The organism is Pantoea sp. UBA7232 (assembly GCF_002473195.1).
Classification (GTDB): Bacteria; Pseudomonadota; Gammaproteobacteria; order Enterobacterales; family Enterobacteriaceae; genus Pantoea; species Pantoea eucrina.
Map to the genome: position 1 here is coordinate 138,963 of NZ_DKTK01000009.1, position 13,763 is coordinate 152,725.

At 55.9% G+C, this 13,763-nt stretch carries 12 protein-coding genes and 2 tRNA genes; 7 read left to right on the forward strand and 7 right to left on the reverse strand.

Annotation, left to right across the window (positions count from 1 at the left end):
• The first annotated feature begins 94 nt into the window (after nucleotides 1–94).
• The gene (gene ypdK / locus B4056_RS10565; RefSeq protein ID WP_006120362.1) at nucleotides 95–166 is read left to right on the forward strand and encodes a membrane protein YpdK; all 72 of its coding nucleotides are present in this window, start codon (nucleotides 95–97) and stop codon (nucleotides 164–166) included.
• A 41-nt stretch (nucleotides 167–207) separates the two neighbouring features.
• Here the strand turns inward: ypdK and alaC are convergent, their stop codons facing one another.
• Nucleotides 208–1,443: an alanine transaminase gene (gene alaC / locus B4056_RS10570; RefSeq protein ID WP_039379399.1), complete on the reverse strand. Its 1,236-nt coding sequence runs from the start codon at nucleotides 1,441–1,443 to the stop codon at nucleotides 208–210.
• Nucleotides 1,444–1,562: 119 nt separating this feature from the next.
• A complete protein-coding gene (locus B4056_RS10575) occupies nucleotides 1,563–2,087 on the reverse strand; it encodes a GNAT family N-acetyltransferase (protein WP_039379402.1) in 525 nt (174 codons plus the stop codon).
• 213 nt (nucleotides 2,088–2,300) lie between these two features.
• Here B4056_RS10575 and B4056_RS10580 point away from each other — a divergent pair, with 213 nt between their 5' ends.
• Together B4056_RS10580 and B4056_RS10585 are read left to right on the forward strand one after the other, a co-directional pair.
• On the forward strand, nucleotides 2,301–3,992 hold the full coding sequence (locus tag B4056_RS10580; protein WP_094111917.1) for a sensor histidine kinase: 1,692 nt from the start codon (nucleotides 2,301–2,303) through the stop codon (nucleotides 3,990–3,992).
• Complete coding sequence (locus tag B4056_RS10585; RefSeq protein WP_039379407.1) at nucleotides 3,989–4,711, forward strand: LytR/AlgR family response regulator transcription factor; 723 nt, start codon at nucleotides 3,989–3,991, stop codon at nucleotides 4,709–4,711. Before B4056_RS10580 ends, B4056_RS10585 begins: the two co-directional genes overlap by 4 nt.
• 30 nt (nucleotides 4,712–4,741) lie before the next feature.
• Here B4056_RS10585 and glk read toward each other — a convergent pair whose 3' ends face one another.
• Both glk and B4056_RS10595 read right to left on the reverse strand, forming a co-directional pair.
• Nucleotides 4,742–5,707 carry a glucokinase gene (gene glk, locus B4056_RS10590; RefSeq protein WP_039379409.1) on the reverse strand — a complete coding sequence of 322 codons (966 nt, stop codon included), beginning with the start codon at nucleotides 5,705–5,707 and terminating at the stop codon, nucleotides 4,742–4,744.
• 152 nt (nucleotides 5,708–5,859) lie between these two features.
• A complete protein-coding gene (locus tag B4056_RS10595) occupies nucleotides 5,860–7,515 on the reverse strand; it encodes an alpha-keto acid decarboxylase family protein (protein ID WP_094111918.1) in 1,656 nt (551 codons plus the stop codon).
• Nucleotides 7,516–7,730: 215 nt separating this feature from the next.
• Between B4056_RS10595 and mgrA the strand changes: the two genes are divergently transcribed.
• Both mgrA and B4056_RS10605 read left to right on the forward strand, forming a co-directional pair.
• A complete protein-coding gene (mgrA, locus tag B4056_RS10600; protein ID WP_094111919.1) occupies nucleotides 7,731–8,720 on the forward strand; it encodes an L-glyceraldehyde 3-phosphate reductase in 990 nt (329 codons plus the stop codon).
• 148 nt (nucleotides 8,721–8,868) lie between these two features.
• Nucleotides 8,869–9,264, forward strand: a complete 396-nt coding sequence (locus B4056_RS10605) for a DUF2502 domain-containing protein (RefSeq protein ID WP_150034161.1) — start codon at nucleotides 8,869–8,871, stop codon at nucleotides 9,262–9,264.
• A gap of 34 nt (nucleotides 9,265–9,298) precedes the next feature.
• Here the strand turns inward: B4056_RS10605 and B4056_RS10610 are convergent, their stop codons facing one another.
• Nucleotides 9,299–10,540, reverse strand: coding sequence for an Nramp family divalent metal transporter (locus B4056_RS10610; RefSeq protein WP_094111921.1), 1,242 nt, complete (start codon nucleotides 10,538–10,540; stop codon nucleotides 9,299–9,301).
• Nucleotides 10,541–10,906: 366 nt separating this feature from the next.
• On the opposite strand from B4056_RS10610, the gene B4056_RS10615 reads away from it, so the two are divergent.
• Entirely contained in the window at nucleotides 10,907–12,097 is a 1,191-nt protein-coding gene (locus tag B4056_RS10615) for a NupC/NupG family nucleoside CNT transporter (protein WP_039379419.1), read from the forward strand.
• Nucleotides 12,098–12,332: 235 nt separating this feature from the next.
• On the opposite strand, the gene B4056_RS10620 is transcribed toward B4056_RS10615, so the two are convergent.
• Both B4056_RS10620 and B4056_RS10625 read right to left on the reverse strand, forming a co-directional pair.
• Nucleotides 12,333–12,408 (reverse strand) — tRNA-Ala (locus tag B4056_RS10620).
• A gap of 43 nt (nucleotides 12,409–12,451) precedes the next feature.
• Nucleotides 12,452–12,527, reverse strand: a tRNA-Ala gene (locus B4056_RS10625).
• Between the two features lie 343 nt (nucleotides 12,528–12,870).
• Here B4056_RS10625 and B4056_RS10630 point away from each other — a divergent pair.
• Nucleotides 12,871–13,659 (forward strand): formate/nitrite transporter family protein, encoded by a 789-nt coding sequence (locus tag B4056_RS10630; protein ID WP_094111922.1) that lies wholly within the window; start codon nucleotides 12,871–12,873, stop codon nucleotides 13,657–13,659.
• Nucleotides 13,660–13,763: the final 104 nt, after the last annotated feature.

The following is a 13,763-nucleotide window of genomic DNA, read 5'->3' on the forward strand; positions in this document are numbered from 1 at the left end:
GTGTAGCGTTAATGAACTCCACCTTTCTCTTATTCTGTTCGGGTTACGCTGGTCTGGGATCGCCATCACGGTAACCGCACAGAGGAGTTATGTTGTGAAATACGCTTTGATGGGCATCTCTTTTTTCGTGTTGCTTTGGGTCGGCACCTTTGTGCTGATGCTCTGAGTACCGGACGGGGCGACCATACCAGTCGCCCCGACGCACGCTTAACGCGTCTCTTCTGCTTCTTTTACCGCTCCCGGTAAGATACCGTCGGCGCGGAACATCGCCTTAATTCCCCGCACCGCCTGACGAATGCGATCGCTGTTTTCAATCAGCGCAAAGCGCACGTGTGTATCACCATATTCACCAAAACCGATGCCCGGCGACACGCAGACTTTGGCCTCCTGCAGCAGCAGTTTGGCAAACTCCAGCGAGCCAAGATGCGCGTAGCGTTCCGGGATTTTTGCCCAGACGTACATCGATGCCTTAGGCAGATCCACCATCCAGCCCGCTTCATGCAGCCCTTTTACCAGCACATCACGCCGGCGCTTATACTGCTCAGCGATATCGCGCACGCACTGCTGATCGCCCTCCAGCGCGGCAATGGCTGCCACCTGTAGCGGCGTGAATGTCCCGTAATCGTGATAGCTTTTGATGCGCGCCAGCGCCGCTACCAGCTCTTTGTTTCCTGTCATGAAACCGATACGCCATCCCGCCATATTGTAGCTTTTGGAGAGCGTAAAGAACTCTACCGCTACGTCGCGCGCACCCGGCACCTGCATGATTGAGGGCGCTTTCCAGCCGTCGTAGGTGATGTCAGCGTAGGCGAGATCGTGGATCACCAGCACGTTATACTGTTTTGCCAGCGCAATAACCCGTTCAAAAAAGTCGAGTTCGACGCACTGAGCGGTGGGATTAGAAGGGAAGCCGAGGATCATCATTTTCGGCTTTGGATAGCTTTCGCGAATTGCACGCTCCAGCTCAGTAAAGAAATCCACGCCCGCGACCAGCGGCACGGAGCGAACCTGCGCCCCGGCGATCACCGCGCCATAAATATGGATAGGATAGCTGGGGTTGGGCACCAGCACGGTGTCACCGTGATCGAGCGTGGCGAGCATCAGGTGCGCCAGTCCCTCTTTGGAGCCGATAGTCACAATCGCTTCTGACTCCGGATCGATATCCACCTGATAGCGCTCAGCGTACCAGCGCGAAATCGCCCGGCGCAGGCGCGGAATACCTTTTGAGGTGGAGTAGCCGTGCGTATCTTCACGCTGCGCCACCTGACAGAGCTTTTCCACAATATGCGGCGGCGTAGCGCCATCCGGATTCCCCATTGAAAAGTCGATAATATCTTCGCCGCGCCGACGCGCAGCCATCTTCAGTTCAGCGGTGATGTTGAATACGTATGGGGGAAGGCGTTCTATACGCGAGAAACGACGGGGTATGCTGTTATCAGCCATGATGTCCTCAGGATTACGTGAGCTCCCGGACCGTCCGAGCGACGCGGATCACTTGCTGTGACCTCACCCCGAACATAACGCGCTGTGACCTGCGCTGTCGAGAGCAGCAGAAAATTTTTTTATTTTTCGGGATTCAGGCAGCCAAACACCCAATCGTTTACCCACTCTCCGTTTAGCAGATAATTATCCCGCAGAGTCCCCTCCAGCATAAAATTATTCTTTTCCAGAATGCGTCGGGATGGCCAGTTACCCTCAATCACCAGCGCTTTCAGCTTATGAAATTCTGCGCTGAACAGAAAGTGAACCAGCGCCGCCAGCGCTTCGCTACCGTAGCCCTGCCCGATGTGGCTATGGCGCAGCATATAGCCAACTTCCGCCTGGCGATAAGGGTGCCACTCGGCGCTGCAGCCAAACAGGCCTATCGGTTCCTGATTTGTTTGCAGGCGCGCCACCAGGCACAGCATATGAAAGCTGGCGGGCTGCCACGGCGCCAGGCGTTCATTGAAACGCTGACGAATGTCGTTTTCATCGGGAATTTCGCTTACCCAGGTCATAGTGGCAGCGTCTTCATGTACCGCTTTGAAGATCTGCCAGTCCTCCGGCTGCAACCGGCTCAGGGTTAATCGCGGGGTCTGAAGTTGCATGGCGGCGCTCCGCTACGGGGAATAGTGCAACATAGCAAACTGCCGCAGCGACAGCCAGGGCGCCATTAATGGCGCCCCTACGCGCCTCCGCACGGGCCGCATTTATGCGGCCCGTTAAACCCGGAGCGCTATGCTGGCGCATTGCGCGCGCATTTTTTATTATGACGCCACCGATATTCTGTCCCGGAAATGCCTGTGCCCTTCCATTTTGACATGCTGCTGGCGGTATTCGATCGCGCAGCGCTGATGCTCATCTGCCTCTTTTTTCTCACCCGCACCCGGGTATTGCGCCAGCTGCTGCAGAAAGATGAACACACGCTGAGCGAGAAAGCGATCGTCACCGTGATTTTCTCGCTGTTTGCGCTGTTCAGCACCTGGTCCGGCGTGGCGGTGGATGGCTCGCTGCTGAATGTCCGCGTCATTGCGGTGATGGCGGGCGGCATTCTGTTTGGCCCCTGGGTGGGCGTGACGACCGGCGTCATTGCCGGGCTGCACCGCTTCCTGATCGACATAGATGGCGTCACGTCAGTACCCTGCCTGATCACCAGCATTGTGGCCGGTATCGCCTCTGGCGTAATTAATCGCCGGGTCAGCAAAGAGCAGCGCTGGGGGGCCGGCATAGTGGGCGGCATGCTGTGCGAGGCGCTGACTATGCTGCTGATCCTGTTATGGGCAAAGCCTGCAGCGCTCGGCCTGACGATTGTCTCGGAAATCGCCCTGCCGATGATTCTGGGTGCCTCCAGTATCGGACTGATTGTGCTGCTGGTGCAGAGCGTAGAGGGAGAAAAAGAGGCGATCGCCGCCCGGCAGGCCAAACTTGCGCTGGAGATAGCGAATAAAACGCTGCCGCTGTTTCGGCAGGTAAACAGCGATGCGCTGCGCGAAGTGTGCGATATTATCCGGCGCGACATCCACGCTGATGCGGTTGCCATTACCAATACGCAGCAGATTCAGGCGTATGTCGGCTATGGTGAACAGAACTACCATAATGGCGATGATGGCATCAGCCCCACTACCGCACAGGCGATTGCCAGCGGAAAAATCATCATCAAAAACAACGACGAAGCGCATCGCACGCGCGATATTCACTCGATGCTGGTGATCCCGCTCTGGGAGCAGGGTCAGGTGACCGGGACGCTGAAAATTTACTATCGCCGGGCGCATCGCATTACCGGCTCGCTGAAAGAGATGGCTATCGGGCTGTCGCAGATTATCTCGACCCAGCTGGAGGTATCGCGCGCTGAGCAGCTGCGTGAAATGGCCAATAAGGCGGAACTTCGAGCCCTGCAGAGCAAAATCAACCCTCACTTTTTGTTTAATGCCCTGAACGCTATCTCTGCCTCAATCCGGATGAATCCCGATACTGCCCGTCAGCTGGTTATCAACCTGTCGCGCTACCTGCGCTACAACCTTGAACTCAATGAGGATGAGCTGATCGATATCAAGAAAGAGCTGTGGCAGGTAAAAGATTATATTGCCATTGAGCAGGCTCGCTTCGGCGATAAGCTGTCAATGATCTACGATATCGACGACGATCTGCACTTTACTCTGCCCAGCCTGCTGATTCAGCCGCTGGTGGAAAATGCTATCGTGCACGGCATTCAGCCATGCCGGGGCAAAGGCGTGGTGACGCTCAGCGTGAAAGATCTGGGCGATCGGGTGCGTATCGCCGTACGCGACACCGGACCGGGGATCAGCGACGAGGTGATGCGCCGCGTTGCGCGCAATGAGATGCCAGGCAATAAAATTGGCCTGCTGAACGTTCACCATCGTGTCAGACTGCTGACCGGCCAGGGGCTGATTATCATGCGTCACCAGCCGGGAACGGAAATCGCCTTTAGCCTGCCGAAAAACAGCCAGCCTCTCCCTGCCGCGCTCAGCGTTCAACCGGAAATAACAGTATGAAAGCCATAATAGTGGAAGATGAATTTCTGGCGCGCCAGGAGCTCAGCTGGATGATTCAGCAGCATAGTCAGATCACGGTTGAAGCAAGCTTTGATGACGGGCTGGATGTGCTGAAATATCTGCAGACGCACCGGGTCGACGTGATTTTCCTCGATATTAATATTCCGTCGCTCGATGGCATGCTGCTGGCGCAGAATATTCATCAGTTTACCCACAAGCCCCTGATTGTTTTTATCACTGCCTGGAAAGATTATGCGGTGGAGGCGTTTGAACTCGACGCGTTTGACTACATCCTCAAGCCCTATCATGAGGCGCGCATCATCACCATGCTAAACAAGCTGGAGGCCACCACGCAGCCGCCGCCGCCGCAGAACAGCCCGGCTGTTGCGCCGCAGACGGTGAATCTGCAGAAAGATGAGCGCATCATCGTTACCGATATCAACGATATTTATTATGTAGAAGCGCATGAAAAGCTGACGTTTGTGTATACGCGGCGGGAAGCCTACGTGATGTCAGTGGCCATCAGTGAGTTCTGCAGCCGGCTGCCGGAGGCGCTGTTTTTTCGCTGTCATCGCTCTTACTGTGTGAACCTGAGTAAAATTCGCGAGATAGAGCCGTGGTTTAATAATACCTATCTGGTGAAGCTGCGCGATCTGGAAGCGCAGGTGCCGGTAAGCCGCAGCAAAGCCAGACCGTTCCGGCAGCTGATGCGGCTGTAAGGCGGACGACCCGCGCCGTCCGCCGCTGTGTCAGAGCACGCGGCCCAGCGCCTGACGCAGATGCGCGCCGGCACCCAGCAGGCCGGGCTGATCGTGCGTGATCATATACACCGGAATATCGACCAGATAGTCGCGGAAACGTCCCTTATCTTCAAACGCTGCGCGAAAACCGGAGGCTTTGAAAAAGTCGAGGAAGCGCGGCACGATGCCGCCCGCAATATAAACGCCACCAAAGGTGCCGAGGTTCAGCGCCAGGTTGCCGCCAAAGCGTCCCATGATCACGCAGAACAGCGTCAGCGCGCGACGGCAGTCGATACAGGTATCCTGCAGTGCCCGCTCGGTCACATCTTTGGGCTTGAGATTTTGCGGCTCGCGCGCGTCAGATTTCACAATCGCGCGGTAAAGGTTGACCAGTCCGGCTCCTGACAGCACGCGCTCGGCAGAAACGTGGCCCATCTCTGCACGCAGCACTTCGAGGATCTGATCTTCCTCTTCGCTGTTCGGCGCGAAATCGACGTGGCCGCCCTCACCCGGCAGACTGACCCAGCGCTGATTGACGTGTACCAGATGACTGACGCCCAGTCCGGTGCCCGCACCGTAGATAGCGATCGGCTTATCTTTAACCGGCGCTTTGCCGCCAAACTGGATCACTTCGTTTTCCGTCAGCATCGGAATCGCCATAGAGACGGCGGTGAAGTCGTTGATAATTTCCAGCGTGCTGAAGCCCAGATTCTGTTTCATCTGGCGCGTTGAGAATGCCCAGTCGTGGTTGGTCATCTCGACCCAGTCTTCGGTGATCGGACAGGCGATAGCGATACAGCCATCAGTCACTGCCTGCTGCTGTTCCGCCAGATAGAAACGGATAACGGCTTCAAGATTGTCGTAGTCTGATGTGGAGAATGTTTTGGCGTGTGAGATGGCGCCGGTCTCTACCTCACACAGCGCGAGACGAGCGTTAGTACCGCCCACATCGCCGACCAGGGCGTATTTTGTCATTCTTCTGCTGCTCCGCTTGGGTCATAAATAGTGGCAAACACTATAGAAGCCTGCCAATAAAACAACAACGCCCGCCGGTGAGGCGGACGCTGTTAATCCAGTGTGATGCACAGCCTGGCGATTGTCAGGCCATCTGTATAGAGGCAACTTTCTTAAACTGCACCACTATTACGCTGATGCAGGGCGGCGGTAACTTTGCGCAGCAGCGGCGGCAGATCCTGTTTTTCCATTACCACTTCAATCAGCGACAAACGCGCGGTTTTGCTGACCACCGCCATCGCCGCCTCCAGCTGCGCGGTTTCGCTGACCCGCCAGCTCTGCGCCGCCCCTTCCAGGCTCATCGCCTGCGGCAGTGCGGTCCAGTTCCAGCGCGCAATGTCATTATAACGCTGTTCCGGACCGTGAATGGCGCGCTCTACGGTATAGCCGTCGTTATTGAGCAGGAAAATCACCGGGCGCTGGCCGTCACGCTGCATGGAGCCCAGCTCCTGAATAGTCAGCTGTGCTGAGCCATCGCCAATGATCAGGATCACCCGGCTGTCGGGCCGCGCCGTCTGCGCACCAAACGCCGCCGGCAGCGTATAGCCAATCGATCCCCACAGCGGCTGTACCAGCAGCTGCGCCCCCTCCGGCAGCTGCAGGGCCGCTGCGCCAAATGCCGCCGTACCCTGATCGGCAAGGATAATATCACCCGGCAGCAGGAAGTGCTGCATTGCCTGCCAGAATGCCTGCTGAGTGATTATCCCTGCAGCAATCTGATGATTTTCCTCGCACTGCATGCTCTCTCCGGTCGGCCAGCGCGGGCAGTGACGCTGATAAACCGGCTGCAGCGCCGCCAGCGCCGCCTTCATTGGCAGCGCAAAGCGCTCGCCCGCCACACAGCTGTGAAACGGCTGGATATCGATAACGCGTTCAGCGGAGAGCTGCTGGGTGAAGCCAGCGGTCAGCGTGTCGGTAAAGCGCACGCCCGCGCACAGCGTCACATCCGTCTCCTCAATCGCCCTGCGGATAGCGATGCTGCTGCCCGCCGCCGCGTAAGTGCCGACAAAACCAGGCTGCTGTTCATTGAGCACGCCTTTGCCCATCAGCAGCGTCGCTGACGGGATCGCGCGCAGCTCACGCAGTCCGGCCAGCTGTGCGGCAGCCCCCCAGCGTGCGGCGAGAAAATCAGCCAGCAGCGCCACGCGCTGTGCCGGTGCCAGCAGACGCTCAGCCGCCGCCGCAAAGGCTGCAGCGGCATCTGCGTTTTCGCTGTGCGGCTCAGCGCGGGCTGACGGCGGGGTTATCGCTGCCGCGGCCACATCCACCGCCAGCAGCAGGTAGCCCGGCCGATGCTCATGCAGTGCAGTGCTTACCACGCGATCGATCTCCGCCGCGGCGTTCTCTGCGGTAAGCACCGCTGTCGCGGCGTTGACCTCCTGCGCCATGCGCAGAAAATGGTGAAAATCACCGTCGCCCAGCGAATGGTGCACGCACTCCCCCTGCTGCTGCACCGTCAGCGCCGGCGCACCGACAATCTGGATCACCGGCACATACTCGGCATAGCTGCCGGCGATGCCGTTAATCGCGCTCAGCTCACCCACGCCAAAGGTGGTCAGCAGCGCTGCCGCGCCCTGACAGCGGCCATAGCCGTCAGCGGCATAGGCGGCGTTAAGCTCGTTGGCACAGCCGACCCAGGCGATCGCCGGATGCGCGATCACGCTGTCGAGAAACTGCAGATTATAATCGCCCGGCACCCCAAACAGGTGACGGATGCCAGCCTGTTCCAGCCGCTGTAACAGATAGTCGCTTACGGTGAACGTCTTCATCTGATGCTCCTTCCAGGGGGAATGTTCTGGAGTATCAGTGATGGGTCTGAAATGAAGCGACTTTTTCATCGCGATTGCGCCGGGCGCAATGGCAAGCATTCGTTACGGCATGATATCTCTCTGCAGAATGGGATCTTTCACGCTTTTTAGCGCAGTGTAAACGCATACACTGAGCGGCCAGAATACGCTTTTTTATTACAGGATAACCTCAAGCCATGCCTGTTTTTCCTCATCCCGATCGTTATCAGCAGATGCACTATCGTCGCAGTGGCCAGAGCGGCCTGAAACTGCCCGCTATTTCACTGGGACTCTGGCACAACTTTGGTGATGCGACGCGCGTTGATACCAGTCGCGAACTGCTGCGTCACGCCTTTAACTGCGGTATTACCCATTTCGATTTGGCCAATAACTATGGTCCGCCGCCCGGCTCAGCAGAGAGTAACTTTGGCCGTATTTTACGGGAGGATTTTTCCGGTCTGCGCGATGAGCTGGTGATTTCGACTAAAGCGGGATACACCATGTGGGATGGCCCCTATGGTGACTGGGGGTCGCGTAAATACCTGATTGCCAGTCTCGATCAGAGCCTGAAACGCATGGGTCTGGAGTATGTGGATATCTTTTATCATCATCGTCCCGATCCGCATACGCCGCTGGAAGAGACGATGCGCGCGCTCGATCATTGCGTGCGTCAGGGGAAAGCGCTCTACGTTGCGCTTTCTAATTATCCGGCTGAGCAGGCCGCACGCGCCATAGCGCTGCTGCGTGAACTGGGCACGCCGTGTCTGATTCATCAGCCACGTTATTCTCTGTTTGAACGCGGTCCTGAACAGGGTCTGCTGGATGTGCTGGGCGAACAGGGAACCGGCTGCATCGCCTTTTCGCCGCTGGCGGGCGGCATACTGACCGATCGCTATTTACAGGGTGTTCCGCAGGATTCACGCGCCGCCAGCGGCAGTAAATTTCTGAATGAGGACCAGCTTACCGCAGATAAAATGGAAAGAGTCCGGCAGTTGCAGGCGCTGGCGCAGCAGCGCGGGCAGAAGCTGGCGCAGATGGCGCTTAGCTGGGTATTACGCGATCCACGCATCACTTCTGTGCTGATTGGTGCCAGCAAAACCGCGCAGATTGACGATGCAGTAGCGATGCTGAGCCAGCCGGCGCTTACCTCCGAAGAGCTGCAGTCCATTGATCAGATCCTGATGTAACCGCTCTCTTTTACGGCAGCAGAGACTATTAACAGCCCACATAATCTGCTGCCGTCGTGTTTTTTCAGACTAAATCTCAAGGCTAAGCTGGTCCGATGTGGCACACTGGCCTGACGGCAGCAGTGATAAGCTGTCGCAAGGAGATAACATGAAATCTGCACTTTTCGTTGCCGTTTTGCTGGCAACATTATCGCCGCTGGTGCCACACACAGCCCATGCTACCAGCGCTACCATCAATCTTGCTCCCGGCGTCAGTTTACAGCTGGGTGAACGCGACCGTCGCGGCTATTACTGGGATGGCGGGAACTGGCGCGAACCGCGCTGGTGGAACGACCGCTACCAGTATAATGAACATCGCTGGTGGCGCCATGAAGAGTGGAAACGTCATAAAGCGTGGGAGCGCGACCGCGAACATGAACGACGCCGGCACGAGCGGGAGCGCTGGCGTGAACAGGATCGTCATCATGAACGGGAACGTCGCGCGCACTGGCGACACGGTGGCCCGCCGCATCATCATCATGATCATCATGACCACCATCACTGATCCCTCTCCCGGCGCTTTGGCGCCGGCTTTTACGCTACCAGCCGAGCGCCTCCCCCACCAGTAAATAGATGTTCAGTGCCACCACCAGCATCACAATCAGCCGGCCGGTGTTCTGCATCAGGCGGGAGTTCACCAGTTCATCTCCCATCAGTTCACGATTACCGGTAAATGCCAGCAGCGGGATCAGCGCCAGCGCGATGCCAAAGCTCAGCAGCACCTGACTCATCACCAGAATGCGCGTCGGGTCCCAGCCAGCCCAGATAACAATAAACGAGGGCAGCATGGTAATTACCCGCCGGACCCACAGCGGAATATGAAACCGGATAAAGCCCTGCATCACCACCTGCCCTGCCAGGGTGCCGACCACAGTGGAAGAGAGTCCGGCCGCCACCAGGCTCAGCCCAAAGACAATTGCCGCGGCCTGCCCGAGCAGCGGTTCCAGCGTCAGGTACGCCTGATCGAGATCAACAATGGAGGTGTGTCCGCTGAAGTGAAACGCCGCCGCTGCCGTAGCCATCATCGCCAGGTTAACGAAACCGGCAATGGTCATGGCGATCGCCACATCCAGCTTGGTAGAGGAGTAACGTTCTGCTTTAGTGCCTTTATTACCGTGCTGAGTCAGCGCTGAATGCAGATAGATAACGTGCGGCATAATGGTGGCACCCAGTACACCGGCTGCCAGAAATACCGCATCAGAGCCCGGCAGCGAAGGCAGGGCCATCCCGGTAACGAGCTGGCTGACGCTGGGCTGGGAGAAAAAGAGCTCAACGATATAGGCCGCGGCAACAAACAGCAGCAGGCCACCAATCACCCGCTCCAGCGGTTTCTGTCCGCGGCTTTGCAGCATCAGGATCAAAAAGGTCGCAATGCCGGTCAGTACGGCGCCCTGCAGCAGTGAGATGCCAAGCAGCAGCTTAAAGCCCAGCGCGGCACCGATAAACTCTGCCAGGTCGGTCGCCATCGCGATGATTTCGGCCTGCACCCAGTAAAACCAGACGGCGGGACGCGGGAAACGGTCGCGTATGTGCTCCGCCAGGTTTTTACCGGTTGCGATCCCCAGTTTGGCTGACATCAGCTGGATCAGCATCGCCATGATGTTTGCCCAGACCACTACCCACAGCAGCTTATAGCCATAGGCGGCTCCTGCCTGAATGTTGGTGGCAAAGTTACCCGGATCGATATAACCGATAGCGGCGATAAACGCAGGCCCCAGCAGGGCGAGCTTGAGTTTTCTGGCTCCGCGGGCGGCGCGCTCTGCGGTGCGGCTTTCTGACATAGTGTGATCCTGTCCTGACGCGTGTAGACCCGCTGAGTTTAAGGGGCCTTACAGGCAAGTGAAATCTGGTTATATTTATCGCAGTAATAGATAGTGCTATAAAGTATAGCCAATGCTATACATCAACGCAAAGATCGGCCTCTGACAAAGCATAGAACGGATTTACTCTACGCCCGGAACAAATTATAAACAATCTCTGTGTGGATAAATTGTGTGAGCGGTTTGTTACGGTGATGTGAGCAGGCAGAGTTATCCGCAAAAAATTGCGATACTGAATACTTATAATGCGGGTTTGATCTCGTTTTTAAGTAACGTGTTACATAGAATACGCAGCAAAATACAACCCTCCTCAAATTTGGAGCCGATATGTCCCATATTTTGCATTTCCTTTTAGCACTGGTGGTCGTCGGCGTGCTGGCCCTGCTGGTCAGTCACGACCGTAAAAGTATTCGCTTTCGCTATATCGCACAGCTTTTAGTGATTGAACTCCTGCTGGCGTGGTTTTTCCTGACCTCTGAGGCGGGACTGGGCTTTGTTAAGGGCTTTGCCAGCATGTTTGATTACCTGCTGAAATATGCAGGTGAAGGCACCAATTTTGTGTTTGGCGGCATGAACGAAAAGGGACTCGCCTTCTTCTTCCTTAATGTTTTATGCCCTATCGTCTTTATTTCTGCGCTGATCGGTATTTTGCAGCATTTCCGCATTCTGCCGTGGATCATCCGCGGTATCGGAACCGTGCTGTCAAAAGTGAACGGCATGGGCAAGCTGGAGTCTTTTAACGCCGTCAGTTCTCTGATTCTGGGACAGTCAGAAAACTTCATCGCGTATAAAGATATTCTCGGCAAAATGTCGCAGCGTCGTATGTACACCATGGCGGCCACCGCTATGTCGACCGTATCGATGTCCATTGTTGGCGCCTACATGACCATGCTGCAGCCAAAGTATGTGGTTGCCGCACTGGTGCTAAATATGTTCAGTACCTTTATCGTTCTGTCGCTGATCAACCCTTACCGCGTAGAGAACGAAGAAGATCTGCAGCTGCAGGATCTGCATAAAGGTCAGAGCTTCTTTGAGATGCTGGGTGAATATATTCTTGCCGGATTTAAAGTGGCGATTATCGTTGCGGCTATGCTGATTGGCTTTATTGCCCTGATCTCCGGTCTGAATGCGCTGTTTGACCTGATTTTTGGTATCAGCTTCCAGGGCGTGCTGGGCTATGTATTCTATCCGTTTGCCTGGGTGATGGGTGTTCCGGCTCATGAAGCGCTGCAGGTAGGCAGTATCATGGCCACCAAACTGGTCTCTAACGAATTTGTGGCGATGATGGATCTGCAGAAAGTTGCAGGCCAGCTGTCACCTAACGCAGAGGGCATTCTTTCGGTGTTCCTGGTATCGTTCGCTAACTTTTCATCCATCGGGATTGTGGCTGGCGCGATTAAAGGACTGCATGAAGAACAGGGCAACGTGGTATCACGCTTTGGCCTGAAACTGCTCTACGGTTCAACGCTGGTCAGCGTGCTCTCAGCTGCCATTGCCGGTCTGGTACTCGCTTTCTGATTATCAGGGCGGGCTTCGGCTCGCCCTGCTCTCCTGCTCAGCCGTTACGCCTTCAGCACCACGCTTCCCGCTTTTTTCTGCGCTTTCTGCGCTTTCTGCACATCACTGATTTTCATCAACGGAATAGCTGCCGCTATAAAGCGTGCGTTGCAGGGAGCAGAACTGACAGAAAAAGGTCATTCAGGAAGAGATTTATCGCAGTAACGGGAAGATATTCAGAACAACAACGAAGATTTGGTGGAGATAAGCGGGATCGAACCGCTGACCTCTTGCATGCCATGCAAGCGCTCTCCCAGCTGAGCTATACCCCCACATCTGGAATCATTCTTTCGGTTCAAACCGTTGGGAGCGGTTTGGTGGAGCTAAGCGGGATCGAACCGCTGACCTCTTGCATGCCATGCAAGCGCTCTCCCAGCTGAGCTATAGCCCCGTACCGAAAAAACTGCCGGGCAGACCCGACGGACGGCATAATATGAAACCACTCTGAGTGTGTCAACGGCAAATTCTCGTTCTGTGTGCAATCGCTGAAAAAGACGGCAAACCCGTGTTGTAGTGACCTTTTTTTCACCACTTATGCTCCTCCTGCTGCTTATGGTGGCCAAAAAGCAGCGCGCTGGCGGGTTAAATTCAGGTTAAAGATGTTAGCGCCAGACTTGTTTTCGTTAATGGTCCGTGTAAAACTTCGCACGCTAATTAACCGGTTGACCTGCCAGGGTTAGCTCCTTAATAACCGGTAAAATCATCCCTTTTTTTAATAAAAGAAAAAGAGAATTATGTCACTACATACTCCTAAAGAGATCGCCCAGCTGGCGATTCAGGCTGGCGTGGCTAAAAGCCGCCTGCCCGTTTCAACCTTATTAATCCTTGGCTTTATGGCCGGTGCCTTTATCGCTACCGGCTTCCTGCTTGATCTGCACGTCATTAACCAGCTGCCTGCTGAATGGGGCTCATTCTCCAGCTTCCTGGGCGCTGCCGTATTCCCGGTCGGTCTGATTCTGACCGTGCTGGCTGGCGGTGAGCTGCTGACGGGCAATATGATGACGCTGCCGGTGGCGTGGTTTGCCCGCCGTATCAGCGCTCTGAGCGTCCTGCGTAACTGGTTCTGGGTTACGGTTGCGAACTTTATTGGTAGCGTCGCCGTCGCCTGGTTCTTTGGGCATATGCTGGGCATGACGGAAGGTGACTACCTGAAAAAAACCGTTGCGATTGCGCACGCTAAAGTCAGCGCCGATTTCCTGCATGCCTTTATCTCTGGCGTAGGCTGTAACTGGCTGGTCTGCCTGGCGGTATGGCTGGCGTTTGCCAGTAAAGATATGGTGGGCAAAATCATGGGGATGTGGTTCCCGGTGATGGCGTTCGTGGCCATTGGTTTCCAGCACGTCGTGGCGAACATGTTTATTGTGCCGGCGGCTATCTTTGCGGGTCAGATGAGCTGGGCCGAGTTTGCGCCTAACGTAATTGCCGTGTTCCTCGGCAACGCCGTAGGGGGGGCCATTTTCGTCGGTCTGACCTATTTCCTGGCGTTCCGCCCTGAACAGGCAGTTGCTCGCGAAGCCTCGTAACCTATTAATGTCTTTTATTGGTCGTAAAAAGCATTTTCTGTCCGGATTACTTTTCCCAGTAACGTTTTGTTGTAATATGTAGAGCTAATGTATTCAACAGGGAC

Bases quoted from the DNA above. Each gene is read 5' to 3' on its own strand.
- B4056_RS10585 (WP_039379407.1), top strand. From the start codon at position 3,989: ATGAAAGCCATAATAGTGGAAGATGAATTTCTGGCGCGCCAGGAGCTC.
- B4056_RS10595 (WP_094111918.1), bottom strand. From the start codon at position 7,515: ATGAAGACGTTCACCGTAAGCGACTATCTGTTACAGCGGCTGGAACAG.
- glk (WP_039379409.1), bottom strand. From the start codon at position 5,707: ATGACAAAATACGCCCTGGTCGGCGATGTGGGCGGTACTAACGCTCGT.
- B4056_RS10615 (WP_039379419.1), top strand. From the start codon at position 10,907: ATGTCCCATATTTTGCATTTCCTTTTAGCACTGGTGGTCGTCGGCGTG.
- alaC (WP_039379399.1), bottom strand. From the start codon at position 1,443: ATGGCTGATAACAGCATACCCCGTCGTTTCTCGCGTATAGAACGCCTT.
- B4056_RS10630 (WP_094111922.1), top strand. From the start codon at position 12,871: ATGTCACTACATACTCCTAAAGAGATCGCCCAGCTGGCGATTCAGGCT.
- mgrA (WP_094111919.1), top strand. From the start codon at position 7,731: ATGCCTGTTTTTCCTCATCCCGATCGTTATCAGCAGATGCACTATCGT.
- B4056_RS10610 (WP_094111921.1), bottom strand. From the start codon at position 10,540: ATGTCAGAAAGCCGCACCGCAGAGCGCGCCGCCCGCGGAGCCAGAAAA.
- B4056_RS10605 (WP_150034161.1), top strand. From the start codon at position 8,869: ATGAAATCTGCACTTTTCGTTGCCGTTTTGCTGGCAACATTATCGCCG.
- B4056_RS10580 (WP_094111917.1), top strand. From the start codon at position 2,301: ATGCTGCTGGCGGTATTCGATCGCGCAGCGCTGATGCTCATCTGCCTC.
- B4056_RS10575 (WP_039379402.1), bottom strand. From the start codon at position 2,087: ATGCAACTTCAGACCCCGCGATTAACCCTGAGCCGGTTGCAGCCGGAG.